A 26,594-nucleotide genomic window follows, 5' to 3' on the forward strand; every position below is an offset into this window, starting at 1 on the left:
CCAAAAGTAAACGTCAACGTCTTTTTATCTTTACGTTCTCTTTTCCATCCTTCTTTTCTTTTTTCATTCACAATGGCTTCATCGAGTTGACCAAAGACAATGCCCATCACGTCGGCAAATGTGCTGTACATCAGCCGTTTAAGCTGTTCTTCAAACGAAATAAAATCGCGAGTTTCATTTAACAATTGGTATATTTTTGGTATAATGTTTTCCATGAGAAGGCCTCTCTTCAAATGTATTTGCTTGGTGGCATACATTTATGTTAGAGTGCCTTCTCTATTTTTTTCCATCATTTTGCTTCGAGAAATATTTTACACATACCAATCACTCATGTAAAATGTTACTCAAAGGAATACGGCTCACTCACATCGAAATGTTACCGAGGGGATGTGTATGAATATGTCGTATTCTAGCCGCCAAGAGTATTTGGATGTCCAACGCCGCCGTTACGCCAAGGTGCTATCTCGCCAGGAAAAAAGTCAAATAATCGACGAAACGGTCCGTACACTTGGATACCATCGTAAACATGTGATCCGCGAATTCAATCGTACCGAACCGAAAAAACCTAAGTCTAAGCATCGGCAAAAACCGCTCTATTACAAGGAGGCGATTCCAACGATACAGCTTGCCTGGGAAGCATTAGATTATCCCTGTGCAGAGCGGTTACACCCCGTACTCGTTGCGACAGCCCAAAGCCTTCAAAGGCATGGGGAATTAGTCCTCACGCCCACGATCCTAGATCAATTGGGGCAAATAAGTCGAGCGACACTAGGGCGTTATCTTGAGCGAATGGAAACGCCCAAAGCCAAACGGCGAATGCCGCGTCCAAAGCCGTCCTCCGGGCCGTTAAGCGCCGTTCCCGTTGAGCGGTACGATTGGGATGAACAAAAACCCGGCGCCTTAGAAATCGACCTTGTGGAACATAACGGTGGAAATTCCCACGGGCATTTCGCCTATACGCTAACGGTTGTTGATATTGTAACAGGCTACAGTCGGCGACGAGCCGTCCTTGGCCGCGGTCAAGCCGTGGTGGTCGGGGCTATTCAATACCTTTTAGAAGAATGGCCCTTTCGCCCTTGGGGACTGCATTCGGATAATGGCAGTGAGTTTCTAAATAGTCATCTCGTTAAATTTTGTCAATCAGAGGAACTCCAATTTACCCGAAGCCGCCCTTATAAGAAAAATGACAATGCCCACGCTGAGCAGAAAAACAGGCAATATGTCCGCGATTTCGTTGGCTATGAACGTTACGACACATCGGAAGAAGTAGAATGGTTAAACGATGTGTACGAGCATGTAGATCTTGACGCCAATCTCATTTTGCCCATGCGCAAAGTCATAGCCAAGGAGCGCCGGGGAAAGAAGCTCAGAAAACGTTATGATGAAGCTCGAACTCCCTTACAGCGTCTCATCGAATCGGGCGTTCTTTCCAACGATACGAAGCAACAGCTACTGGATATTCAAGCCTATATCAACCCACTCGAGCTCCATCGTACAATCAGTAACCTCATCGCTATTGGGCCGATTCAAAAATTGGAAAAAACGGTGAAACAATAACATGTTAAAATATTCCATCCCTTCCCCCGAGGGGGAAGGGATCCACCACTCAATGATATCAGCTTAACCACTATTAAGTAACATTCTTATATGAGTTAGCTATATATCTTCGGTAACATTTTTATTTGAGTTGACACGGGTCTCCCGTATCGATCCATTTTTGGGTCAATCGTTAAAGGCTATCTTCTCCAGTATAACTTAATCCCCAAAAATAAAAACAGTATCTTTTCGTGAACTTTTATTGACACCATGCTTGGATAACGGGTTGGTCGGCGTGTTTATCCACATGTGGATAATTCTTTAATGGTGTTTTTCTTTACTCTCAAACCATCGACATTTTTTTCACATATTCACACCCTGTTTAAAACCTACTTTACGTACTTTTAATACTTTGTGGATAAATGGGTTAAATCCATTGATTGTCTGGTTTTCTTTTGTTATGATATGTTTACCATTATTGTTTCCAATTCATAGAACGCTTGCTCTTTTCCACAGCTTGTGGATATTTTTGTGGACATTTTTACACGGCCTGTTTATACCCTTATCCACAAGGGTGTAAAAAATGTCGATAAGTGATGGGATAGCGCGAATAGAGTCGAATGCCCATGTGAATAAAATTTTTGGTGCACAATAAAGGGGGGAAACCTTTGAACGATATTCATCAGCTATGGAATGAAGTCCTTGCTTCATTGAAAAAAAAAGTAAGCAAACCCAGCTATGAAACTTGGTTAAAAGCCACATCCGCTCATTCATATAAGGATCATACGCTTGTTGTCGCTGCTCCTAATGAATTTGCAAGGGATTGGCTGGAAAACCATTACACCGAACTCATCTTAGAAATTTTAACGGATTTAACAGGGTCTGAAATCAACGTTAATTTTATTATTCCACAAAAAGGAACAGACGACTTTGATGAAAGCCGCTTTCATACACCTCAGAGCACCAAAAGAACATCGGTGCAATCCATGGATAAAAACACCAAAGACCCAAAGAAAAACATGTTAAATCCAAAATATACCTTTGATACTTTCGTCATCGGTGCAGGAAATCGCTTTGCTCACGCAGCGAGCCTGGCGGTGGCTGAAGCCCCGGCAAAGGCTTATAATCCATTATTTATATATGGTGGCGTTGGGCTCGGGAAAACCCATTTAATGCATGCGATTGGCCATTATGTTCTTGAACATAATCCAAATGCAAAAGTCGTCTACTTATCATCTGAAAAGTTCACGAATGAATTTATCAATGCGATTCGAGACAATAAGGCCGACCATTTCCGGGATAAATATCGTAACGTCGATGTGTTACTAATTGATGATATTCAATTTTTAGCTGGAAAAGAATCCACTCAAGAAGAATTTTTTCATACCTTTAATGCCTTGCACGAGGATATGAAGCAAATCATTATCTCGAGTGATCGACCGCCTAAAGAAATCCCCACTTTGGAGGATCGGCTGCGCTCGCGCTTTGAATGGGGGCTCATTACGGATATTACCCCCCCAGACTTAGAAACGCGAATCGCCATTCTAAAGAAAAAAGCACGGGCAGAAGGTTTGGACATGCCAAACGAAGTGATGTTATATATCGCCAACCAAATCGACACGAACATCCGTGAGTTGGAAGGTGCTTTAATCCGCGTTGTCGCTTACTCCTCATTAATCAATCAAGATATAAATGTCGACTTAGCTGCGGAAGCACTCAAAGATATCATCCCTTCGTCCAAACCGAAAACCATCACGATCAAAGATATTCAAAAGGCAGTCGGAGAACATTATCATCTGAAACTAGAAGACTTTTCAGCGAAAAAACGCACGAAATCGATTGCTTTTCCGCGACAAATTGCTATGTATTTATCTCGGGAATTAACGGATTTCTCCCTTCCGAAAATTGGTGAGGAATTCGGCGGACGTGATCACACGACAGTCATTCATGCCCATGAAAAAATCTCTAAAATGCTGCAAACCGACATGACTCTGCAACAAAGCATTAAAGAGATTACCAATCAATTAAAGTCATCCGTTTAATCCACAGCCTGTTTTAAAAGTCTGCCGTAAACATGGCATTTATGCACAACTTATGCACATGTGGATAATTGAGATTTTCTGAACTCAAACGATTTATACACAAACTCACAGTGCCTATTACTATTACTTCTATTCTTTTTTTATAAAAAATAAGTATCTCAGGAGGAATAATCTTGGCTGACGCAATCCACTCGATGGCGGTCGAAGAAGGTTTAGCCATGAAAGTCATTGTGGCCAAAGACAAGTTGGTGGCATGCACAAATGACGTCATGAGAGCCGTTTCATCGAAAACAACGATATCCATTCTTACAGGTATAAAAATTACAGCGACTTCCGGCGGATTGACGCTTACGGGTAGCGATTCAGACATTACTATTCAAGCGTTTATTCCCACTGAGGAAAATGGCATTGAAAATATTCAAATCATAAAACCCGGGAGCATTGTCCTACAAGCTCGCTATTTTGCGGATATTGTTAAAAAGCTTCCGGATGATACCGTAACCATTGAAGTTGATTCGCGCCTGATGACTCGCATTCAATCCGGTCATTCCGAGTTTAATTTAAACGGGATGGATGCCGATGAATATCCACGCCTACCGGTATTAAGAGAGGAAAATACCCTATCGATCCGTAAAGATCTTTTAAAACAGATTATCCGCCAGACGGTTTACGCTGTTTCGACATCTGAAAATCGCCCCATCCTAACTGGAGCAAACTGGGTATTTGAAAACAAAACTCTAAAATGTGTGGCGACGGATAGTCATCGTCTTGCAAGAAGAACGGTAACAATGGACGTCGAAGAAAACCACACGATAACCAATCTCGTCATCCCTGGGAAAAGTTTAAATGAACTCGGAAAGATATTGGATGACCGCGACCAAGATGTTGTCGAAATGATTGCGACAGATAATCAGGTTTTATTTAAAACCGATCATATTCAGTTTTATTCAAGGCTTTTAGAAGGAAAATATCCTGAAACTGAAGGGCTTATCCCTAATGATGTCAAAACAGAAGTAGTGTTAAAAACAAAAGATTTATTGCAAGCGATTGATCGCGCGTCTCTTCTTGCCCGGGATGAACGCAATAATTTAGTGAAACTGAAAACGGTTGATCAAAGTTCTTTAGAAATTTTATCTCAATCACCTGAAGTTGGCCGCGTGTACGAAAACGTTCCAGCCAACAAGATCAGTGGTGAGGAATTAAGAATTTCTTTTAGTGCAAAATATATGATGGATGCTTTAAACCGCATCGATTCCGAAGAACTCATTATTCAATTTACGGGAGCAATGAAACCGTTTATCTTAAAACCGGTTGACGACCCGGATTTACTGATGTTGATCTTACCCGTTCGAACCAACTAAACGGTCGAAATAGAGAGAAAAGGCTCCACAAAGGACCGGATGCCTTTTCTTTTTTTCAAAAAGGATTTCGGAAAGGGTTGCTTAAGATGCAGGAAACCATCCATCTCAAAAATGATGCTGAGTATTTGACACTCGGCCAAATGCTCAAAATCGCTGGATTAATTGCGACTGGCGGCCAAGCCAAATGGTTTCTTTTAGAAAATCAAGTTTATGTCAATGACCAACTTGAAAACCGCCGCGGCAGGAAGCTGTTTGCCGGCGATGAAGTCCGCATTGAAGGATGCGGCGCCTATCGGATCGCTCAATCATCGTAACGGCCGATTGAAAATAAGTGCCTTTAAATTTCCTATTTGAGGGGGTACTTTTTTGTTTCTCGAGTTTATTAACGTTAAACATTTTAGAAATTATGTTCAGACAGCGATTGATTTAAACCCCTCAGTCAATGTGTTTATCGGAGAAAATGCGCAAGGGAAAACCAATTTATTGGAAGCCATTTATGTTTTAGCGATGGCTAAATCCCATCGAACACCCCATGACAAAGAATTAATCCAATGGGGAGAAAATTATGCTAAAATAGAAGGAAGAGTAAGTAAAAACAGCGGCAGTATTCCTTTGGAACTAACGCTGTCCAAAAAAGGAAAAAAAGCAAAAGCCAATCACCTTGAGAAGAAACGCTTAAGTCAATATATCGGCCTTTGTAACGTGGTAATGTTCAGTCCCGAAGATCTCCAACTCGTCAAAGGCAGTCCTGGTTTAAGACGGCGTTTTTTGGATATGGAGATTGGCCAAATTCAACCGATTTATCTTCACAGTCTGGCACAGTATCAAAAAACGCTGCTTCAGCGCAATGCGCTTTTGAAACAGACAAATCGCAAGGCTCCATCTGTCCTCGCTTTAATTGAGATTTTAACAGAACAATTGGTAGAACTTGCTGGTGAAATTATCGCGCGGAGAAATCGCTTCATTCGTGACTTAAGAGAGTGGGCCAACCAAATTCATCGCAGCATTACGAATGACCATGAAGAACTCTCGATTCAATACCGTTCAAGTGTTGGCGAGGTATCAGATGAAACGGATTTGTCAAGGATAAAAAAGGAAATGCTTTCAGCGTTTAATCAAGTGTTTGATAAGGAAATAGAGCGCGGGCTAACGCTCGTTGGCCCCCATCGAGATGATCTGCAATTTTATGTAAATGAAAAAAATGTGCAAACGTTTGGCTCGCAAGGTCAGCAGCGGACAACCGCCCTGTCATTGAAACTCGCCGAGATTGAACTGATTGCGAATGAAGTCGGTGAATATCCATTACTACTTCTGGATGATGTCCTCAGCGAATTGGATGACCAAAGGCAAACGCATCTTATAGGCACTTTCAAAGAGCGGGTCCAAACCATAGTCACAACGACGAGTGTCTCAGGGATCGGACAGGAAATGCTCAAGGATGCTCGTTCTTTTTACGTTAAAGACGGCTCTGTGGCATCTGTAAAGGACTGATAAGCCATGTTCATTCATTTAGGTGAGGATGTCGTCATTAAAGCCAATGAAGTCATCGCCATCTTTCAATACAACCTTTTTCAAGATGAACGGAACCGATCATTTATTCAAAAAGTCATGGAGAACAAAACGTTTATCCGTATCGGTGGGGAAAACATTAAATCGGTCATCTTGACGGGTGATTGTCTCTATTTTTCCCCATTTTCTCCTAACACATTAAAAAAACGTTCCGAACAAACGATGACTTAACGGGCCAAACCATTATTTGCTAAGGGAAACTCGACTTGACCAAGCCTTTTGGACGGAAAAGGCGGAGCCAATGTTGCCCTTTTGCTGGCCTGTTAAATGATATACTTTCATACCAGTACAAGAAAATCGGGACGACCCTTGTTTTGGAAAGCAGGTGACTTTGTATGTTGGAAGATCAAGTAAAAAAAGATACCTATGATGAGAGCCAAATTCAAGTGCTGGAAGGCCTTGAAGCCGTTCGGAAACGGCCGGGGATGTACATTGGATCAACCAGTGCACGCGGCCTTCACCATTTAGTTTGGGAAATCGTCGACAATAGCATTGACGAAGCTTTGGCGGGCTATTGTGATGAAATAAAAGTGGTCATCACCAAGGACGGTGGCGTGACGGTTAGAGATAATGGTCGTGGTATTCCTGTTGGTATCCATGAAAAAGTCGGGCGCCCTGCTCTCGAAGTCATCATGACCGTTCTTCACGCTGGCGGTAAATTCGGCGGAGGGGGATATAAGGTATCCGGCGGGCTGCATGGTGTAGGGGCATCCGTCGTCAATGCCTTGTCGTCCAAATGCTGGGTCAAGGTATATCGTGATGGCTATGTCTATTTCCAAGAATATCACCGCGGGGTTCCGGTCAATGATGTCGAAATCATCGGGGAATCAGAGGAAACTGGTACGGAAACGCACTTTATTCCGGATCCGGAAATCTTTACGGAAACGACCCGATTCGAATTTGACGTGCTTTCCCAACGCATCCGGGAGTTGGCGTTTTTAAATAAAGGCATACGGATAATACTCATCGATGAGCGGGAAGAAAATGAACGAAAAGCCGAGTACCACTATGAAGGCGGCATCAAATCCTTTGTGACCTATTTGAATCGCACAGAAGATGTCTTGCACAAAGAACCGATCTACATCGAAGGGGAAAAAGACGGCATCACCGTCGAGATCTCCATGCAATACAACGAAGGCTTTGCAAGTAAAATTTATTCCTATGCCAATAACATTCACACACACGAAGGCGGAACCCATGAATACGGCTTTAAAACCGCTTTAACACGAGTGATTAATGATTATGCAAGAAAAAATCAATTTTTAAAAGAAAACGACCAAAATTTATCCGGTGAAGATGTCCGCGAAGGGTTAACCGCAATTATTTCTATTAAACATCCGGACCCGCAATTCGAAGGACAAACGAAAACGAAACTTGGAAACTCTGAAGCGCGAACCATCACCGAAACGCTATTCGGAGAAGCTTTTTCACGTTATTTGTTAGAAAATCCGGATATCGCTAAAGCCATTGTGGAAAAAGGCATGATGGCGCAACGCGCTCGAGCCGCAGCGAAAAAAGCGCGTGAATTAACGCGCCGCAAGTCGGCCCTGGAGGTTTCCTCGTTACCGGGGAAATTGGCGGATTGCTCTTCAAAAGATGCATCCATATCAGAACTTTATATCGTTGAGGGCGATTCCGCGGGTGGTTCAGCGAAACAAGGACGGGACAGGCATTTTCAGGCGATTCTTCCGCTCAGAGGGAAGATTTTAAATGTGGAAAAAGCCCGGATTGATAAAATATTATCCAATAACGAGGTTCGCGCCATCATCACGGCATGCGGGACGGGTGTCGGCGAAGATTTTGACATCGAAAAAGCCCGCTATCACAAAATTATCATCATGACCGATGCCGATGTGGACGGAGCCCATATTCGGACATTATTATTGACATTCTTTTATCGCTATATGAGACCGATGCTTGAGAAAAAGTATATTTATATTGCCCAACCCCCGCTTTATAAAATTTCACAAGGTAAACGTGTGGAATATGCCTATAATGACAGGGAACTAGAAGAGAAATTGAAAGAGTTTGGCACATCCCCAAAGCCATCCATTCAGCGTTATAAGGGCTTGGGTGAAATGAATCCTAATCAGCTTTGGGAAACGACGATGGATCCAAAAAACCGCGTGATCCTTCAAGTCAGTTTAGAAGATGCGATGGAAGCAGATGAAGTTTTTGAAGTGCTGATGGGAGATAAGGTGGAACCGCGGCGGCATTTCATTGAAGAAAATGCCCGGTTTGTCAAAAACCTCGACATATAAGACGCGGTGCCAATTAGTTGTCAAACGTCACTCGGTAGGAAACGAGTTTAGGACGGAGGTTTGTTATGTCTGATAATCAACAACCGCGCGTCAAACCGGTGAACATAAGCCAAGAAATGCGGACATCCTTTCTGGATTACGCCATGAGTGTCATCGTTAGTCGCGCTCTTCCCGATGTGCGGGATGGGCTTAAACCTGTTCATCGCAGAATTTTATATGCGATGAATGAACTCGGAATGACAGCGGATAAAGCATACAAAAAATCTGCAAGAATTGTCGGTGAAGTTATCGGGAAATATCATCCGCACGGCGATGCAGCCGTCTATGAAACAATGGTTCGGATGGCTCAGGATTTTAACTATCGTTATGAATTAATCGATGGGCACGGCAACTTTGGTTCCATCGATGGTGATTCAGCGGCAGCGATGCGTTATACGGAAGCGCGCATGTCAAAAATCTCAATGGAGATGGTGCGCGATATTAAAAAGAATACTATCGATTTCCGGGACAACTATGACGGCTCAGAGCAGGAACCGGTAGTTTTACCGGCTCGCTTTCCAAATCTGCTCGTCAATGGGGCTTCCGGGATTGCTGTTGGGATGGCGACAAATATCCCTCCCCACCAATTAGGCGAAGTCATTGACGGTATTCTTGCCTTAAGCAAAAATCCGGATATATCAATCAATGAATTAATGGAATATATCCCGGGTCCAGATTTTCCGACGGCAGGCATTATTCTCGGCCGAGAAGGCATTCGCCGCGCCTACCATACAGGGAGAGGCTCGATCACGATTCGGGCGCGGGTCGAAATTGAACAAGCGGCAAATGGTAAGGAATCCATTATCGTAACGGAACTGCCTTACCAAGTGAATAAGGCGAAGCTGATTGAAAAGATCGCTGAGTTGGTCAGAGAAAAGCGGATTGAAGGCATTACAGACCTTCGTGATGAATCCGACCGAAACGGTATGCGCATTGTGATTGAAATTCGCCGTGACGTCAATGCCAATGTGCTTTTAAATAATTTGTACAAACATACCGCTTTACAAACAAGCTTTGGGATCAATCTTTTAGCGCTTGTTAATGACCGGCCGAAGGTTTTAAATCTTAAAGAATGCCTTGCCTATTATCTTGACCATCAAAAGGAAATTATAACCCGAAGAACGCAATATGAATTGGATAAAGCCGAAGCCCGTGCGCATATATTAGAGGGCCTGCGGATTGCTTTGGACCATATCGACGAAATCATTAATTTGATACGTGGGTCTGAAACAACAGATATTGCCCGGGAAGGTTTAATGACACGTTTCCAACTCACTTATGAACAAGCACAGGCTATCTTGGATATGCGCCTGCAGCGTTTAACAGGCCTTGAAAGGGAGAAAATCGAGTCTGAATATCAAGAACTCGTTCAGTTGATTGGAAAATTAAAGGCCATCCTTGCCGACGAGGAAAAAGTTCTGGAGATCATTCGTGAGGAACTCACGGAAATTAAAGACAAGTACAATGATACGCGGCGGACCGAGATCACTGTCGGCTCTGACATGTTTGAGGATGAAGACCTTATTCCGCGTGAACAAATCGTCGTGACGTTAACCCATCACGGTTATATTAAACGGATGCCGATTGATCTTTATAAGAGCCAAAATCGCGGTGGCCGTGGCATTCAGGGGATGGGCACGCATGAAGATGATTTTGTCGAACATCTTTTCCCAACGAATACCCATCATTACGTTTTATTTTTTACGAATAAGGGAAAAGTCTATCGGTTGAAAGGTTATGAAATTCCGGAATACGGCCGAACGGCAAAAGGCATCCCGATTATCAATCTCATTCAAATTGAGAAAGACGAACATATCACAGCGGTCTTCCCAATTGAAGCGTTCGACCCGTCTTGCTATCTCGTCTTCTTAACGAAAAAAGGCATTATTAAGCGATCAAAGCTCTCTGAGTTCTCCAATATTAGAAAAGGCGGATTAATCGCTCTTAGCATTCGAGAAGAAGATGAGTTAATCGCCGTACGGCTGACGAATGGGAATGAACAAATTATCATTGGAACAAGAAATGGCCTTGCGATTCGTTTTAAAGAAACCGATGTTCGCCCAATGGGGAGAACTGCCACCGGTGTTAAAGCCATTACATTATCTCCGCACGATGTAGTAGTCGGCATGGGTATTATTGAAGAGGACACAGATATCTTAATTGTTACGAATAAAGGTTATGGCAAACGGACACCAATTGAGGATTATCGCCTGCAAACCCGCGGCGGCAAAGGCATTAAAACATGCAATATTACCGAAAAGAACGGTGAGATGGTCGCGCTTAGAACGGTCAAAGAAGATGAAGATTTGATGATTATCACGCAAAGCGGAATCATTATTCGCACGGCTGTTTCAGGGATCTCGCGACTCGGCCGAAATACAATGGGGGTCAAATTAATTCGCATGGCAGACGGTGATGAAGTCGCCACCGTGGCGCGAATCCAAAACGAAGAAGAAACTGAAGGCGAAAGCAACCATCAAGAATAAATCGATGAGGGAAGAAGGGAATCAAGTGAATTGATTCCCTTTTCTAAAAAGAACAAACAACCGTTATTAAGGGGAAATTAAGGATGAAAGCGAAACGGGCGGATCTTGTTCCAGGGTGTGTGTTATTGAATGATATTTATGTTCGAACGGCACAACCGATCATGACAAGAAAGACGGTTCTCACAAAAGAACATCTTGACGTCCTCGAGGCCTTTTTGATTGATGAAGTAGAAGTGGAGCCGTTTCTTAATAACGGGGAACCATTTTTACCGAAACAACCGTTAACGAATAAAAATCAGGATGAACACATATCCGACAACCCTTTGATTCAAGCTTATTTTGAAGGGGTTCAAAAATATAAAACGTTTTTTCAATCATGGCAAAAAGGCCAACCTGTCGATATTTTTTCGGTAATTGGTTTCTTCAATCCCTTAATTGATCAATTTTTATCCGCACCAAAAGAATTGATGAGTCTTTATCTTTATTCGGGAAAAGCTGATTATTTATTTCATCATGCGGTTGCGGTTGGGTTAATGTCGGCGTATTTTGCTAGGAAACTCCATTATTCCAAAAAAGAAGTTTATGAGATTGGGTTATCCGGACTGCTTGCCGATTGTGGCATGGCTAAGTTGCCGCCGAGCGTATATGAAAAAGCGAATCGGCTCACGAAAACAGAATACCTTTTGCTGGAAAAACACCCTATCTATAGTTACCAAATGTTAAAGGATTTGCCGACCGTCAAAGAGGGAGTCGTCTTAGCTGTTTTGCAACATCATGAACGCCTTGATGGTAGCGGATATCCATTAAAATTAAGCCATGAACAGCTGCATCCGTACGGAAAAGTGATTGCTGTTATCGATGTTTTCCATGCGATGATCTGTTTAAGACCGTACAGGCCGAAACACCCGATTTTTAAAGTTTTAGAGATGATATACCATGACCAATTTGGAAAATTCGACCATAAAATAATATCTTCGCTTATGGATGAGATAGCCCGTTTTTCTTTGGGGACAAAGGTCATGTTGTCCAACCATCAACTCGCTGAAATTGTTTTTACTGACCCCCAGAAACCGACTCGCCCGATTGTTCGTTTGGAAAACGGTGCGACCTTGGCTTTAGCTAATCATCCCGACCTTTATATTGAAGACATTTTATCATGAAGCCATTCAGCAATGAGCAACGGAAACTTTTTTTCCGTTACATCAAGGAAAAAATGAATGAGCGGAAGATCGATAGATGTATGTTCCATATGTAAAACGTACCACCATTCGGTTTCATAACGAGCAATCATGCTTAAGTTATAAAGCAGTAAATAATGAACAAGCGGTTCACTGATGGGCGGATAATTACTTTTTATACATGATAAATACCACTTTCCATTTATATCACGCAGAAAGACGGCTGGGTTAATAACACGGAAAACAAGACGCTTTTGCACAGGTTGACGGACGGGTTCGATATATTGGGATAAAAAGTGAAAAAAGCGGTCTTTGGCCATATGTAATTCATTCAGAATGTCATCCGTTACCGAATAAGTGCCGTCATCGTGGGCAAAAACAGGATAACAATACGACCGATTTAATAATCGTTCGTAAAGTGGATGGAGGTCAGGGATGGACTGCATGAGGTCAACCATTTTGAGTTTTATACCATCCATGGGCGATGCGGCAAATAAGTGCTGGCTAGCATAGGAGAAAAGACCGCTTTTTTGTATTTGCACCGTATCTTGTAAAAATTCGTAACGGCTCTTTTTCCTTTTTCGCGCTGAAACCCCGTGGGCAAGAACAGAGGCATTTTTTGGATAATCGGGATCAACCGTTAAAAGACAAGCTTTTAATAATTGTGTCACCCCGTAAAAAAGCAGAATCGGCTTTAATTCATATGGCGCGCACATCGTTTGCCTATAAAATTTCTTTCCATGTTCAATATAAAAACAAAAGGGATCCGCGTTTTTATAACTGTTTGATAGCGGTTCCTGAACCCCGTTCTTTTCGTAAATGGCTTTCAAAAAATGCCGAGTATAATCCGTAGAAGAAAAAGGCAAAAACCAAGCCCAAACATCATCACTGTACACAATGTTTCCTCCGATATTTTGAAAAATAGAACTTTGGCGGCATGCCTTGACCAAACCAACTGGGATTGTTAAGCTAAATAAAAATTTCCGCTTATCTATCTCCGAAGAGGTGTAAAAAATGTGGGAAAATAAATTTAAAAAAGAATCACTAACCTTTGATGACGTTCTTTTACTTCCCGCTAAATCGGAAGTATTGCCAAAAGATGTCTCCGTTAAAACCGAGTTAACCGAAACGTTAAAACTCAATATCCCCATAATCAGTGCCGGAATGGATACGGTGACTGAGGCAGATATGGCGATAGCTATGGCTCGGCAAGGCGGTTTAGGTGTTATTCATAAAAACATGTCCATCGAAGAACAAGCAGAAATGGTGGACCGCGTTAAACGTTCGGAAAGCGGCGTAATTACCAATCCATTCTTTTTAACCCCCGAAAATAAAGTTTACGATGCCGAACACCTTATGTCGAAGTATCGAATCTCCGGCGTACCAATTGTCAATGAAACCCAGCACCTTGTTGGCATCATTACGAACCGTGATCTGCGATTCGTTCAAGATTACTCCATCCCCATCAGAGATGTCATGACGAAAGAAAATCTCATTACCGCTCCCGTTGGGACAAGCTTGGAAGAAGCTGAAAAGATTTTAGAAAAGCATAAAATTGAAAAATTGCCGCTTGTCGATGAAAACGGTGTGCTGAAAGGTTTAATTACAATTAAGGACATTGAAAAAGTCATTGAATTTCCCAATGCCGCCAAGGATGCTCAAGGGCGGCTACTTGTGGCAGCAGCCGTTGGCGTAACGAAAGATGCTATGGCCCGTGTAAAACAGCTCGTCGAGGCCGGAGTTGATGCCATTGTGGTTGATACCGCTCATGGTCACTCTAAAGGCGTCTTAGAACAAGTCCAAAAGATTAAAGCGGCATTTCCTAAGCTGAACCTAATTGCTGGTAATGTCGCCACTGCCGAAGCGACGAGAGATCTCATTGAAGCTGGTGCAGACGTCATTAAGGTTGGCATTGGACCTGGTTCCATCTGTACAACAAGAGTCGTTGCCGGTGTCGGCGTTCCACAAATCACGGCGATTTACGATTGTGCGACGGAAGCGAATAAACACGGCGTAGCGATCATCGCCGATGGCGGTATAAAATATTCCGGTGATATCGTGAAAGCTTTAGCCGCTGGTGGTCATGCAGTGATGCTCGGCAGCCTCTTGGCTGGTGTGGAAGAAAGCCCAGGGGAGAAAGAAATTTACCAAGGACGCCAATATAAGGTCTACAGAGGCATGGGTTCGATTGGGGCGATGGAAAAAGGCAGCAAAGATCGCTATTTTCAAGAAGGACAGAAAAAACTTGTTCCGGAAGGCATTGAAGGCCGCGTCCCGTATAAAGGCGCACTTCAAGACACGATTTATCAATTGGTCGGAGGACTGCGTGCAGGCATGGGCTATTGCGGGACAAAAACGATTCAAGAACTCAGAGAAAAAGCGATGTTTACACGGATTACCAATGCTGGCCTTGTAGAAAGCCACCCGCATGACATCCAAATTACTAAAGAAGCTCCCAATTACTCTATGTGATGAAAATGTTGAAAAAGAATTAGGAGAATACCCATTATTCTCCTAATTTTCTTGTGCTGGTAAAAATATTTAATTTTCAAGGTGAGTAGAAGCGAAACGAATTACCTAATAGGCTTGTACTGATAAGTCAAGACATCCTTTTTAGTCTAGCATAAGGATAACAAAGGTTTTGCCTTTACCTAAAAGGCTTGCACGGTTGTTTAACCAAGCATAAGGACAACTAAGGCTCTGCCTACGCCTTAAAGGCTTGGCATCACCAAGTTTTATTTAGCATTACCAAGTTTTCCTTAGCATCTCCAAATTTTTCTTAAGCAGAGCTATGTTTTCTATATGCCTTGGCCTATGTTAAAATGATTTTATGTGATTTTATTCGGAGGTGTACTTGTTGAATTTCTTCAAAAAATTCAAACGTCAAACGGCATTATTTTTAGCTATGATGCTCATAGGATCGGCTCTATGGTCACCTATGACTGCCAAGGCCGAAGGAAATCGTGATGGATTAAATATTAAAGCGAAATCCGCTATTTTAGTAGATGTTAAGACAGGAAAAATTCTTTACGAAAAGAATATAGATCAAATGTACCCGCCAGCTAGTATGACCAAAATGATGACTGAATATTTGGTTCAAAAGGCTGTTCATGATGGGAAAATTAAATGGGACACGATTGTGCCAATCAGCCAAAAGGCTTCAGACATCTCCCATAATCCCGATTTTTCAGGTGTACCATTACGCCGCGATTTTAAGTATACGGTGAAAAGCCTTTATGAGGCATTGGCCATTTATTCCTCGAATGCTGCTGCTATCGCTTTAGCTGAGCTTCTTGGCGGCGGTAGTGAAGCCAATTTTGTGAAACAAATGAATGCCACGGCTAAAAAACTCGGCATGACCGAAACAAAATATATTAATAGTTCCGGATTGGATAATGTTGATCTCGGCAAATACATTGCGACGGGTGGGCCAAAAGAGACGAACTTAATTTCTGCTCGCGATTTAGCTAAAATTGCTTACCATATTGTCAAGGACTATCCGGAGGCCCTACAAGTCTCAAGCATCCCGGAAAAAGACTTTATTGCTGGTCCGGGTGAAGTCGTTCACATGGTAAACTATAACTTTATGTTGCCGGGGTTCGGGCCTAATATGAGAGATTATAAGTATCCTGGTGTTGATGGTTTGAAAACCGGATTTACCGATGCCGCCGGAGAATGTTTCACAGGTACGGTCAAACAAGGCGACCGCCGCTTTATTTCCGTCGTTATGGGTACGGATTCTGAAGGCGCGCGTTTTTTGGAGACAAAAAAACTCTATGATTATGGCTTCCAACAAACGAAAAATGAAAAAATTATCGACGCTGGTTATCAATTTAAAGATCATAAAACGTTGCCAGTTGCAAAAGGCAAAGCCCGTAATGTTGGAATCGCAGCCAAATCTGGTATAACGATCCCGGTGGAAATCGGTGAAAGTAAACAGTATAAGCCGGTGCTGCATTTGGACAAGTCTGTCTTGACGAAAGATGGGAAATTAAAGGCTCCCGTCAAAAAAGGACAAAAAGTCGGATACATCACCCTTGAATATAAAGGGAAAGGCGAAAAACCAGACTTTCTTTATGGTGATGTGAAAGTGCCTGTCGTCACGACTGGATCGGTCGATAAAGCCAATTGGTTCGTGCTTCTTTTCCGTGCCATTGGCGGTTTCATTGGCGGCTTGTTTTCCGGTGCCGTTGACATGGTCAAAGGCTGGTTCTAATGGAAAATCTCCCGTCAATTGGCGGGGGATTTTTTAAATGGGTAAGAAAGACACCGTCGTAAGGGCTGCTTATGTTATGCCTTAGAGAAAGCTTGGTAAAATCAAATCTTCTTTAAAAAAGATGGAAATGGTGATTACTCGCATCGCCATATCTTTTGAGTTATTATAACGATAGCGGACAATATAAAAACAACCGTATGATCAAAAGGGCAGGGAGGCTTTGTAATGGCTCAAACAGGAACTGACAGGGTAAAACGCGGAATGGCTGAAATGCAAAAAGGCGGCGTCATCATGGACGTTGTTAATGCGGAACAAGCGAAAATCGCCGAAGATGCTGGTGCTGTTGCCGTTATGGCATTGGAACGCGTTCCGTCGGACATTCGTGCTGCTGGCGGTGTCGCGAGAATGGCGGACCCCACCATTGTTGAAGAAGTCATGAATGCCGTTTCGATTCCAGTCATGGCTAAGTGCCGCATCGGCCATATCGTAGAGGCAAGAGTGTTGGAAGCCATGGGTGTCGACTACATCGATGAAAGTGAAGTTTTGACACCGGCAGACGACCGTTTTCATATCGATAAAAGGAATTTTACAGTGCCATTCGTTTGCGGCTGCCGCAATTTAGGTGAAGCGGCACGGCGCATCGGCGAAGGCGCATCCATGTTAAGGACGAAAGGTGAACCGGGGACCGGCAATATTGTCGAAGCCGTCAAACATCTCCGCCTTGTGAATGCCCAAATTCGCAAAATCGTCGGCATGTCAGAAGATGAGCTGATGACCGAAGCGAAGGAGTTAGGCGCGCCGTTTGATGTTCTCCTTGAAATTAAAAAACTCGGCCGTCTTCCTGTCGTCAACTTTGCCGCCGGTGGTGTCGCAACGCCGGCAGACGCTGCTCTGATGATGCATCTGGGGGCTGACGGTGTGTTCGTTGGTTCAGGCATTTTTAAATCGGCCAATCCTTCCAAATACGCGAAGGCCATCGTCGAAGCGACGACGCACTATGAAGATTATGAGTTGATTGCGGAACTTTCCAAAGGTCTCGGTGAACCGATGAAGGGACTGGACATGGCGACGCTCACGGAAGCCGACCGCATGAGCCTGCGCAGTGAATGACTCTAAGAATTTACATCTATAGGAATGATGACAATGGCTGTAAAAATTGGCGTTTTAGGTTTACAAGGAGCGATCCCCGAGCATGTCAAAGCCTTAGAAAAATCCGGGGCTGAAACGCGAATCGTGAAAAGGGTCGATCATTTAGAGGGACTGGACGGTTTAGTTTTGCCGGGCGGCGAAAGCACGACGATGCGTCGCTTAATGGACCAGTATCAGCTGTTTGATGCGATTAAACGTTTTGCTGAGAATAAGCCGGTTTTTGGAACATGTGCGGGTTTGATCCTTATGGCCAAACAAATTGAAGGACAAAAGGGGCCACATTTAGCCTTGATGGACATCAATGTGCGCCGGAATGCCTTTGGCCGGCAAGTCGCAAGCTTTGAAGCTGATCTTAAAATTGAAGGGATTGCCGACCATTTTAATGGTGTGTTTATTCGCGCGCCGTATATTCTTGATGTTGGCCCTGATGTGGACGTTTTATCGCGGTATGAGGATAAAATTGTGGCGGCAAAACAAGGTCATTTTCTTACATGTGCTTTTCATCCGGAATTGACCGATGATGCGCGCTTCCATCAATATTTCGTTAAGATGGTGGAAGAAGCACAAAATAAATAAAATAAGGCTTGCATTTTTTTGAACGGTTGTGTAAATTACTTAAATAAAAGCATCGCTCGTAATGATGATGATGGGAACTAGTAGCAAAGGCCGTTTTGCTCAGAGAAGCGGTGGATGGTGCGAACCGCTCAAAACGCTTTGTGAATCCATCCCTGAATCGGTGCGCTGAACTTGAGTAGGCTCACCCGGCCGCGGGCCGTTATCCGAATGAAGTGACTTGCTAGGCAAGTAATTGGGGTGGCAACGCGGGTAAACTCTCGTCCCTTATTAAGGGCGAGAGTTTTTAATTTTTAAGAACACTTAAAGGAGGATTGACATCGATGCTTGATTTAAAATTTGTCCGTGAAAATTATGATGACATTAAGAAAAAATTAAGCAAACGCGGGGAGGACCTTACCGATTTTGAAAAGTTTCCGGAACTGGATCAAAAACGGCGGGAGCTCATTTTGGAGTCGGAAACTTTAAAGGCCAAACGCAATGAGGTTTCCCAAGACATCGCGCAAAAAAAGCGCAATAAAGAGAATGCGGATTCGTTAATTCAAGAAATGAAAGCTGTCAGCGAGCGCATCAAAGGATTGGATGAGGCTTTGCGGACAGTGGAAGAAGAGCTAGAGCAGTTAATGTTATCCATCCCTAATATCCCACATGAAAGCGTGCCGGTGGGTGAGAGTGAAGAGGATAATGTGGAAATCCGAAAATGGGGTGAAATCCCATCATTTACTTTTGAACCAAAACCGCATTGGGAAATTGCCCGGGATTTGGATATTTTAGATTTTGAACGGGCGGCAAAAGTCACCGGTAGTCGTTTTGTTTTCTATAAAGGATTAGGGGCTAGACTTGAGCGGGCATTGATTAATTTTATGATGGACCTTCATGCCGAAGAACATGGGTATCAGGAGATGCTCCCGCCATATTTAGTCAATCGGTCAAGCATGACCGGAACCGGCCAACTTCCAAAGTTTGAAGAAGATGCGTTTAAAATCCGGGAAGAGGATTATTTTCTGATCCCCACTTCGGAAGTACCGGTGACGAACTACCATCGGGAAGAGATACTTGAGGAGGACGATCTTCCGATTGCTTATTGTTCTTACAGCGCATGTTTCCGTTCTGAAGCGGGTTCGGCAGGCCGTGATACAAGAGGCTTGATTCGCCAACATCAATTTAACAAAGTGGAGCTCGTCCGGTTTGTGAAACCTGAGGATTCTTACGATGAATTGGAAAAATTAACGGGGCATGCCGAACGGGTCTTGCAGCTTCTTGGCCTTCCTTATCACGTCATGAAGATGTGCACAGGGGATTTAGGTTTTACGGCTGCTAAAAAATATGATCTCGAAGTTTGGCTGCCAAGCTACAATACGTATCGGGAAATTTCTTCGTGTTCAAACTTTGAGGATTTCCAAGCTCGTCGTGCTGGGATCCGCTTCCGAAGAAAAGATCCAGCCAAAAAGAAACCGGAATTCGTGCACACGTTGAATGGATCGGGGCTTGCCATTGGCAGAACCGTCGCCGCCATTTTGGAAAATTATCAGCAAGAAGACGGGAGCGTCCTCATTCCGGAAGTATTGCAACCATACATGAGAGGCATTAAAAAAATCACGAAGCCTTGAACCTCCATTCTGGAAAAGACTCCGACTCCACCCCCACTTGCGCCAACGCGAGGCAGTGGGGGTTTTCAAGTACAAGATAATCAAGTCAGGGGACAGGTAAAACTTTCTACAAAACAGTTCTTGCTTATAAATTGAACATGTGTTATGATAAATGTTGTCGCGGAGGAGTACCCAAGTCCGGCTGAAGGGATCGGTCTTGAAAACCGACAGGGGCCTAACGGCTCGCGGGGGTTCGAATCCCTCCTCCTCCGCCATATAGGATATAGATTGACGCGAAAATTGGAGATAGTCAAAAGTCATTCTTAGGGGGAATGGCTTTTTTTGTACGGATACGATTTCAGACCTGCATACGAACAACTAAGGCTCTGCCTTGCTGAAAAAGCTAGGCAGGGCCAAGTTTTTTTGCAAAAAAAGAGGCTGACGTAACGATCAACCTCTTTATATAACTTATTATGGTATGGTATAACCTGTCGCTTTAGCTTTAAACCGTTTGTTTAGTTTTCAACACGGAGGCGATGTCCGATAAGATCGGTTCAAGGCTTTGCGGCTCATTTTTAAGGTCATAATCGTCAATATGCACTTTAATGACGGGACATTGATTGAAATTGGTAATCCATTCATCGTAACGTTCCACCATCTTTTCCCAATAGCTCACGGGTGTCTGTTTTTCCATTTCTCTTCCCCGATCATGGATTCTTTGGATGATTTTGTCCAAAGAGCCGTACAAATAAATCAATACATCTGGTTTATTAAAGTATGGCGTCAAGACCATGGCTTCAAACAGGCTTTTATAGGTATGGTAATCAGTTTCCGTCATATTGCCTTCCTCGTAATGCATACGGGCAAAAATATCGGTATCCTCATAAATGGAGCGGTCTTGAACGAAACCGTGTGGGGATACGTGCATCCGTTTATGTTCCTTAAACCGTTCGGCGAGAAAATAAATCTGTAAGTGAAACGCCCAACGTTTAAAGTCTTGATAAAAAGCATCCAAATAAGGATTCCCCGTAACTTTTTCAAAAGAAAGCTCATAACCCACTCGAGAGGCTAGCGCTTCTGCAAACGTCGTTTTTCCGATGCCAACAGGGCCTGCGATACTGATTAAGGCTTTTTTCGGAAACAGCCGTGCGGCTTCATTATGCATATTCCCATTCCTCTTTCAACATTTGATGAAGATCATTTAAAAAGCAATCGAGTTCGTCCTTGTTTTTCGCAAAATTAAGGGTATCGGTTTCAACCGTGATGATTTGTACATCTTGATTTTCCAATTGAAATTGGGGAATCCATTGTTCATAAGCCTCTGCGATGCGGTGTAAATAGTCTTTTGATAAATGGGTTTCCTCAGGTCGCCCTCGTTCTTTAATACGGCTCATGAGATTATCTAAATGAGCCTTCAGATAAATGACGATATTCGGCTTGATAAAATCCGCCGTTAAAATCTCAAAAATTTGTTCAAACTTCGCATGATAATCGGGTTTTAACGTTTCTTTGGCAAATAGTTGATTTTTTAAAATATGGTAATCACTTACAACGGGTTGCCCATTCTGTAACAGGTGCTGAACGCGTTCCTGTTGATGAAAGCGATCCATAAGAAAAAACATTTCGGTTTGAAAGGCCGTGTGGGTCATGTCTTCATAAAAAGCCTTTAAAAAAGGATTGGCGGAGACGACCTCTTCTATGATTTGAAAATGAAAGCGCTCGGCGATGGCCCGCGCAAGTGTTGTTTTTCCAACACCGATTGGACCTTCGATCGCTATATAAGGTACAACCAAAGGAATCCCTCTTTTCTTCAAAAATAAATAAAGACAAAAAAGATGATTATTTTTATAAAGGCTGTCGAAAAATGACGCTTTTAAAATATATATTATTGTATCATTGAAAGGAAGAGGCAAAAAAGACTTTTATGGTAACGTTTTTTTAGTGATGATGGAAGACGCAAAAATCGACAAGGGATCCTAACTTTTTGTATTATTGTGGGTTTTGAGGAAATAGTTGTAATGGGATCGCTTTCTTATATGTTTGACAACTTAAAGGGGCTATGGTAAAGTAAAGTCAACCATTTTACTATATTATATAAGCAAGGAAGTAAGAATGAAGGACCTTCGTTTGAAGAGTGTAGTTTTTACCTCCTGCACTCCCAAGCGAAGGTCTTATTGATTGCTTTAGGTACTTATGTAAGTGGTTGAAATGGTTAGATTAAAGTTGCGCCTCTTGCGCAAGGTTTTAGGAGGATTCACATGCAAAACGGTAAAGTAAAATGGTTCAACGCAGAAAAAGGTTATGGCTTTATCGAAGTTGAAGGCGGCAATGACGTTTTCGTTCACTATTCCGCTATTCAAGAAGAAGGTTTCAAAAGCCTTGAAGAAGGCCAAGAAGTCCAATTCGAAATCGTTGAAGGCAGCCGCGGCCCACAAGCAGCCAACGTTGTAAAACTGTAAATTGTAGAACAACAGCAGCCCGGTTAATCTGGGCTGCTTTTCTTTCTTAGGATGACTTTCGGCCTTTGATGGAGGAAAGATCTTGTGCCGTATTTCCTTAAGCACCAACGAAAGCGTGATGATAAGGTCTTTTCAACAGGCTGTTTTTTTTGTATAATAACTGATGTGTCTTTATCGGAGAGCGTTTTGTTGGCCCCGTAGCTCAGTGGATAGAGCGTCGGTTTCCTAAACCGTGCGTCGGAGGTTCGAATCCTCTCGGGGCCGCCATACCATACATACCCAACCATCTGTCATTAAGGCAGGTGGTTTTTTCTTTTAGGTTGATGAGCATATGGTGTTTCAAATTAAACGACACTATAGATAAAGGGGGTGGACTGATGGCTAGCAATGAGAAGTTAAATGAAGAAGCCGCGCAAAACAATAATATTCCACCAAGTGCCAAGGTGGATGATCTTATCACATTGAATGAAATGAATGACCGCCATAGCCAATTGCCAAAGTTAAAGGATCAGCGGTTTGGTTTTGGAATAAAGGAGAATGTTTCCAAACCCACATGTAAATAGAGAAAAGTGTAGATGTCAAAAATAAAGTTATCCCCATATGAAAGGTGGATCGGTTATGGTGGACCGTGAAGAAAAGGCGTATTCTGTGCAAAACGAAAATTCCATTCAACCGCGGGCGAAGTCGGAATTTTCCCCGAAAAGCCCGAACGGTAGACTTCGGACACAGCCGATGTCGCGCATGGTTCAATCCAATCAATCGAGACACCAAAATGACTGAGGTGGCTAATGATGGATAAATGGCAAGAATTAAAACAGGAGTCACAACAGTATCATTACACGGACCCGTTTCAATCACCAAGAGCCAATCCAAAGCACGCCTCTCGACAAATCAATGGGGAGACAAAAGCATCGCAACAAGGACAAATTCGCCGTGTCCGAAGCCGTCAACAAAACATGTATTTGTAGAAAAGAGGAGTTCCATACTCCTCTTTTCACATGAGAAAATGGTGTTCATGAAACCTTGTTGCCAGTATAATCGTAAGTAAGAGGGAAAAGGATGAATGCGAAAGGATGCGTGGGTTTTATGGAATCAATGGTGATACATGGCGAAAAACCTTATGCGAAATTTTTCGGGGCATTGTTTTTAGGATTACTTGTTGCGACATTTGGCTTATTTGTGGGCCAAAGCGTCCCCAAACCCCTGTTTTTACCGCTTTTTATCGTTGAAATTGTCATGATTATTCTCATGATTTCAGCCCGTAAGCATAAAGCGATTGGCTACGGGATGATGTTTGCGTTTATGTTTGTGAGCGGGTTAACGCTTTTTCCAGCCATCAGTTATTACATCAGCACCCTCGGCGGTTTAACGGTTTTAAGGGCGTTTGCGATTTCTGCTTTTGCCTTTGGCGGTACGGCTGCCTATGCCATGATATCCAAACATGATTTCCGTTTTCTGGGCAGTTTCTTATTCGTTTCAGTAATAGCCTTGATCGGCATGGGTATTTTACAATTCTTTTTTCCGTTTTCTAATACAGCGGAATTGGTTTTTTCCGCTTTCGGCATTCTGATTTTTGTGGGTTATACCTTATACGATTTCAGCCGCTTAACGATTGAAGGCTTTGCGGAAAGGGATATTCCCCTCATCGTCGTCTGTATTTATTTAGACCTTGTCAACTTGTTTCTCTACATTTTACAGTTTATCGGCGTTATAAATCGTGATTGACCGGGGCAACCCGGCTTTTTTTTTGCCCGGTGGACGGCCACATCGCTTTTTTTCAAAATGAGTCAAAAAAAGCGAAAAAAGATGTCTTTTCGTGTTGAATTTAAGTTATACTAATGAAGATGTCATGATACCTTCGGTTGAGGAGGATTTTTTTATGGAACAAAAGGTCATTCAAGTCGATGAGAAACTGCCCTTTTTAAAAAGCCTGCCCTTAAGTTTACAGCATTTATTTGCCATGTTCGGTTCGACGGTTCTCGTTCCGATTTTATTTCATGTCGACCCGGCAACGATCTTACTTTTAAATGGCATTGGGACATTGCTTTATCTTTTTATCTGTAAGGGGAAAATTCCCGCTTATCTGGGCTCCAGTTTTGCTTTTATTTCTCCTGTAGGGGTCGTTTTGGCTTCCAAAGGGTATTCTGCAGCGCTTGGCGGTTTTATCATTGTCGGTCTCATTTTTATCATTGTTTCTCTTATTATTAAAGCAGCAGGAACCGGTTGGTTAGATGTCATTTTCCCTCCCGCTGCGATGGGTGCGATTGTAAGCGTCATTGGTTTGGAACTCATACCAACCGCGGCAAAAATGGCAGGATGGATTGCCCCAGATGGTGCGAAGGCTAACTGGTCCCCGGATTCGGCAACCGTTACCGTGTCTGTCCTCACGTTGCTTATTACAGTAGTTGGTTGGGTCATGTTTCGCGGATTTTTAAAAATTATTCCGATTCTAATTGGGATCGTTTGCGGCTATGTGATTAGCTACTTCTATGGATTTGTCGATTTTAAAGCGGTGGCTCATGCACACTGGTTGGCATTACCGACGTTTTATACGCCATCTTTTGATTGGGCAAGCATTGCCACAATCGCTCCAGCGGCGCTTGTCGTGATTGCTGAGCATATTGGTCACCTTGTGGTCACAGGCAATATCGTAGAAAGGGATTTAGTGAAAAACCCTGGGCTCGGCCGTTCGTTATTGGGGAATGGTATTTCAACATTAATTTCCGGGATTTTCGGTTCGACACCTAATACGACATATGGGGAAAACATCGGTGTATTGGCCATTACCCGCGTGTATAGCACATGGGTGATTGGCGGGGCTGCGGTGGCCGCGATTATTCTGTCTTTTTTAGGCAAATTATCGGCATTGATCCAAGGCATTCCTAGCCCTGTCATGGGAGGCATATCTTTGCTCTTATTTGGTGTGATTGCTGTATCCGGCATTCGCATGCTTGTGGAATCGAAAATTGATTACGGTCGTTCACAAAATATGATTTTAACTTGTGTCGTTTTATTTGTTGGCCTAAGCGGGGTTTCCTTGAACTTTTTCTCCATTCAGTTAAAAGGAATGGGATTGGCAACGATTGTGGCGATTGTTTTAAGCCTGTTCTTCAAATTGATCAACGTCTTACATTTATCCAATGACTCAGAATAAACAAGAAATTGAGGCTGGCTCATAAGGGGGGGCTTACCTGGACTTTTGAGTCAGCCCTATTTTCTTTTAAAAGAAATGACGATCACCGAACCGATTTGGGCAGTGTTCACGTATTTTTGTTCTAAGGAAAATTGGCTCTGCCAATCCTTTTGGGTGAAGGCCAAATCTTAGTTGCCCTTATCTGGCATGAAAATCCGATATATTTTCTACCATTCATTTCCAAATTTTGACCCATTGCCGCATATGGACAAACATGTTACACTTTAGTACATCAGAGAATTAAATAAAGAAAGTGCAGTCATCTTATGTTTTTGGAGGAGAGAAATCATGTCGAATAAACCTTTGGGTTTTTGGATATTAACGGCCTTAGTAGTGGGCAATATGGTCGGCTCGGGTATTTTTATGCTACCGAGTGATTTAGCCAAAGCGGCAAGCCCCGGAGGCGTGTTGTTTACTTGGATTTTAACGGGTATTGGTGTGTTATTTATCGCTCTTATTTTTGGTAACCTTGCCATGACAAAGCCAAAATTAACGGGTGGGCCGCAAATGTATGCCCAGGCAATTTTTTCGGAAGGATCAAAAAGCGCCATACTTTCTGGTTATTTAGTATCATGGGGCTATTGGGTGGCCGATTTTGCTGGGAATGTGGCGGTAATTAGGGACTACTGAACAACCTACATTTTGATCAAAAGCTTACCACTCGCAGTTTGTGACATGAAAATACCTGACGAATGATCAAGTGAAAAAAGGAAAAAAAAGTATCCCGAAGGATCTTTTCAAGGTTCATAACCAGAAACTGCAGGGCAATGACGGTTTCACTTGTCTGTCGAAGGCGTGCTCGAATAAGACCAAGCCCATATGTACGCTTGCCCTCGCCAAATTTGCCTTCGACGGCGTTCCGATCCAAGGCGTCCTGGTATTCTATTCGTTTTTGGGCGCTGTCTTCCTCACTGTCTTTTAAAGGCCGGCCCAGTTTCGGTCC

At 43.1% G+C, this 26,594-nt stretch carries 24 protein-coding genes, 2 tRNA genes, 2 pseudogenes and 1 other annotated feature; of the genes and pseudogenes, 23 read left to right on the forward strand and 5 right to left on the reverse strand.

Annotation, left to right across the window (positions count from 1 at the left end):
• Positions 1-215 (reverse strand): annotated as a pseudogene (locus tag H532_RS18605) (UPF0236 family protein); the annotation flags it as partial.
• A gap of 178 nt (positions 216-393) precedes the next feature.
• On the opposite strand from H532_RS18605, the gene H532_RS0110860 reads away from it, so the two are divergent.
• The 9 genes from H532_RS0110860 to H532_RS0110900 all read left to right on the forward strand — a co-directional run bounded on the left by H532_RS0110860 (position 394) and on the right by H532_RS0110900 (position 12,454).
• Complete coding sequence (locus H532_RS0110860) at positions 394-1,557, forward strand: DDE-type integrase/transposase/recombinase (RefSeq protein WP_211231971.1); 1,164 nt, start codon at positions 394-396, stop codon at positions 1,555-1,557.
• 647 nt (positions 1,558-2,204) lie between these two features.
• Positions 2,205-3,578, forward strand: coding sequence for a chromosomal replication initiator protein DnaA (gene dnaA / locus H532_RS0110865; protein ID WP_027725502.1), 1,374 nt, complete (start codon positions 2,205-2,207; stop codon positions 3,576-3,578).
• A gap of 218 nt (positions 3,579-3,796) precedes the next feature.
• The gene (gene dnaN / locus H532_RS0110870; protein ID WP_027725503.1) at positions 3,797-4,939 is read left to right on the forward strand and encodes a DNA polymerase III subunit beta; all 1,143 of its coding nucleotides are present in this window, start codon (positions 3,797-3,799) and stop codon (positions 4,937-4,939) included.
• A gap of 86 nt (positions 4,940-5,025) precedes the next feature.
• The gene (gene yaaA, locus H532_RS0110875; protein ID WP_027725504.1) at positions 5,026-5,253 is read left to right on the forward strand and encodes a S4 domain-containing protein YaaA; all 228 of its coding nucleotides are present in this window, start codon (positions 5,026-5,028) and stop codon (positions 5,251-5,253) included.
• A gap of 52 nt (positions 5,254-5,305) precedes the next feature.
• Entirely contained in the window at positions 5,306-6,430 is a 1,125-nt protein-coding gene (gene recF / locus H532_RS0110880) for a DNA replication/repair protein RecF (RefSeq protein ID WP_027725505.1), read from the forward strand.
• A 6-nt stretch (positions 6,431-6,436) separates the two neighbouring features.
• A complete protein-coding gene (gene remB / locus H532_RS0110885) occupies positions 6,437-6,679 on the forward strand; it encodes an extracellular matrix regulator RemB (protein ID WP_027725506.1) in 243 nt (80 codons plus the stop codon).
• 164 nt (positions 6,680-6,843) lie between these two features.
• Positions 6,844-8,769 carry a DNA topoisomerase (ATP-hydrolyzing) subunit B gene (gene gyrB, locus H532_RS0110890; protein ID WP_038112217.1) on the forward strand — a complete coding sequence of 642 codons (1,926 nt, stop codon included), beginning with the start codon at positions 6,844-6,846 and terminating at the stop codon, positions 8,767-8,769.
• Positions 8,770-8,834: 65 nt separating this feature from the next.
• Positions 8,835-11,294 carry a DNA gyrase subunit A gene (gene gyrA, locus H532_RS0110895; RefSeq protein WP_027725508.1) on the forward strand — a complete coding sequence of 820 codons (2,460 nt, stop codon included), beginning with the start codon at positions 8,835-8,837 and terminating at the stop codon, positions 11,292-11,294.
• Positions 11,295-11,377: 83 nt separating this feature from the next.
• Positions 11,378-12,454, forward strand: a complete 1,077-nt coding sequence (locus H532_RS0110900) for an HD-GYP domain-containing protein (RefSeq protein WP_027725509.1) — start codon at positions 11,378-11,380, stop codon at positions 12,452-12,454.
• On the opposite strand, the gene H532_RS0110905 is transcribed toward H532_RS0110900, so the two are convergent.
• Positions 12,430-13,368 carry a YaaC family protein gene (locus H532_RS0110905; RefSeq protein WP_051263273.1) on the reverse strand — a complete coding sequence of 313 codons (939 nt, stop codon included), beginning with the start codon at positions 13,366-13,368 and terminating at the stop codon, positions 12,430-12,432. The genes H532_RS0110900 and H532_RS0110905 overlap by 25 nt on opposite strands.
• Positions 13,369-13,486: 118 nt before the next feature.
• Here H532_RS0110905 and guaB point away from each other — a divergent pair, with 118 nt between their 5' ends.
• The 6 genes from guaB (at position 13,487) to H532_RS0110935 (ending at position 20,274) form a co-directional block, all read left to right on the forward strand.
• Complete coding sequence (guaB, locus tag H532_RS0110910; RefSeq protein WP_027725511.1) at positions 13,487-14,944, forward strand: IMP dehydrogenase; 1,458 nt, start codon at positions 13,487-13,489, stop codon at positions 14,942-14,944.
• Positions 14,945-15,329: 385 nt separating this feature from the next.
• Positions 15,330-16,688 carry a D-alanyl-D-alanine carboxypeptidase family protein gene (locus H532_RS0110915; RefSeq protein WP_027725512.1) on the forward strand — a complete coding sequence of 453 codons (1,359 nt, stop codon included), beginning with the start codon at positions 15,330-15,332 and terminating at the stop codon, positions 16,686-16,688.
• A 225-nt stretch (positions 16,689-16,913) separates the two neighbouring features.
• Positions 16,914-17,798, forward strand: coding sequence for a pyridoxal 5'-phosphate synthase lyase subunit PdxS (gene pdxS, locus H532_RS18610; protein WP_038112219.1), 885 nt, complete (start codon positions 16,914-16,916; stop codon positions 17,796-17,798).
• 33 nt (positions 17,799-17,831) lie between these two features.
• Complete coding sequence (pdxT, locus tag H532_RS0110925; protein ID WP_027725513.1) at positions 17,832-18,413, forward strand: pyridoxal 5'-phosphate synthase glutaminase subunit PdxT; 582 nt, start codon at positions 17,832-17,834, stop codon at positions 18,411-18,413.
• Between the two features lie 58 nt (positions 18,414-18,471).
• Positions 18,472-18,681, forward strand: a binding site (T-box leader).
• A 52-nt stretch (positions 18,682-18,733) separates the two neighbouring features.
• The gene (gene serS, locus H532_RS0110930; RefSeq protein WP_027725514.1) at positions 18,734-20,020 is read left to right on the forward strand and encodes a serine--tRNA ligase; all 1,287 of its coding nucleotides are present in this window, start codon (positions 18,734-18,736) and stop codon (positions 20,018-20,020) included.
• Positions 20,021-20,181: 161 nt separating this feature from the next.
• A tRNA-Ser gene (locus H532_RS0110935) sits at positions 20,182-20,274 on the forward strand.
• Positions 20,275-20,501: 227 nt separating this feature from the next.
• On the opposite strand, the gene H532_RS0110940 is transcribed toward H532_RS0110935, so the two are convergent.
• Complete coding sequence (locus H532_RS0110940; RefSeq protein ID WP_051263274.1) at positions 20,502-21,164, reverse strand: deoxynucleoside kinase; 663 nt, start codon at positions 21,162-21,164, stop codon at positions 20,502-20,504.
• On the reverse strand, positions 21,157-21,792 hold the full coding sequence (locus H532_RS0110945; RefSeq protein ID WP_027725516.1) for a deoxynucleoside kinase: 636 nt from the start codon (positions 21,790-21,792) through the stop codon (positions 21,157-21,159). Before H532_RS0110945 ends, H532_RS0110940 begins: the two co-directional genes overlap by 8 nt.
• Before the next feature lie 465 nt (positions 21,793-22,257).
• Here H532_RS0110945 and cspD point away from each other — a divergent pair, with 465 nt between their 5' ends.
• The 8 genes and pseudogenes from cspD to H532_RS0110990 form a co-directional block, all read left to right on the forward strand.
• A complete protein-coding gene (cspD, locus tag H532_RS0110950) occupies positions 22,258-22,458 on the forward strand; it encodes a cold-shock protein CspD (protein ID WP_027725517.1) in 201 nt (66 codons plus the stop codon).
• Between the two features lie 191 nt (positions 22,459-22,649).
• Positions 22,650-22,725: transfer RNA gene (locus tag H532_RS0110955), tRNA-Arg, on the forward strand.
• Between the two features lie 110 nt (positions 22,726-22,835).
• On the forward strand, positions 22,836-23,021 hold the full coding sequence (locus tag H532_RS0110960) for a hypothetical protein (protein ID WP_027725518.1): 186 nt from the start codon (positions 22,836-22,838) through the stop codon (positions 23,019-23,021).
• Between the two features lie 55 nt (positions 23,022-23,076).
• Positions 23,077-23,238: a small acid-soluble spore protein K gene (gene sspK / locus H532_RS20360; protein WP_155995034.1), complete on the forward strand. Its 162-nt coding sequence runs from the start codon at positions 23,077-23,079 to the stop codon at positions 23,236-23,238.
• Between the two features lie 11 nt (positions 23,239-23,249).
• Complete coding sequence (locus H532_RS19930) at positions 23,250-23,426, forward strand: YpzG family protein (protein WP_155995035.1); 177 nt, start codon at positions 23,250-23,252, stop codon at positions 23,424-23,426.
• Positions 23,427-23,517: 91 nt separating this feature from the next.
• Entirely contained in the window at positions 23,518-24,183 is a 666-nt protein-coding gene (locus H532_RS0110975) for a Bax inhibitor-1/YccA family protein (RefSeq protein WP_245566454.1), read from the forward strand.
• A gap of 154 nt (positions 24,184-24,337) precedes the next feature.
• On the forward strand, positions 24,338-25,612 hold the full coding sequence (gene uraA, locus H532_RS0110980) for a uracil permease (protein WP_027725521.1): 1,275 nt from the start codon (positions 24,338-24,340) through the stop codon (positions 25,610-25,612).
• 327 nt (positions 25,613-25,939) lie between these two features.
• Positions 25,940-26,278: pseudogene (locus tag H532_RS0110990) on the forward strand (amino acid permease); the annotation flags it as partial.
• 19 nt (positions 26,279-26,297) lie between these two features.
• Here the strand turns inward: H532_RS0110990 and H532_RS18615 are convergent.
• Positions 26,298-26,594 (reverse strand): transposase (locus H532_RS18615; RefSeq protein WP_245566455.1); only part of this gene is annotated, 297 nt, incomplete at its 5' end.

Origin of the sequence: Tuberibacillus calidus DSM 17572, from assembly GCF_000430685.1 — a bacterium.
GTDB classification, from domain to species: domain Bacteria; phylum Bacillota; class Bacilli; order Bacillales; family Sporolactobacillaceae; genus Tuberibacillus; species Tuberibacillus calidus.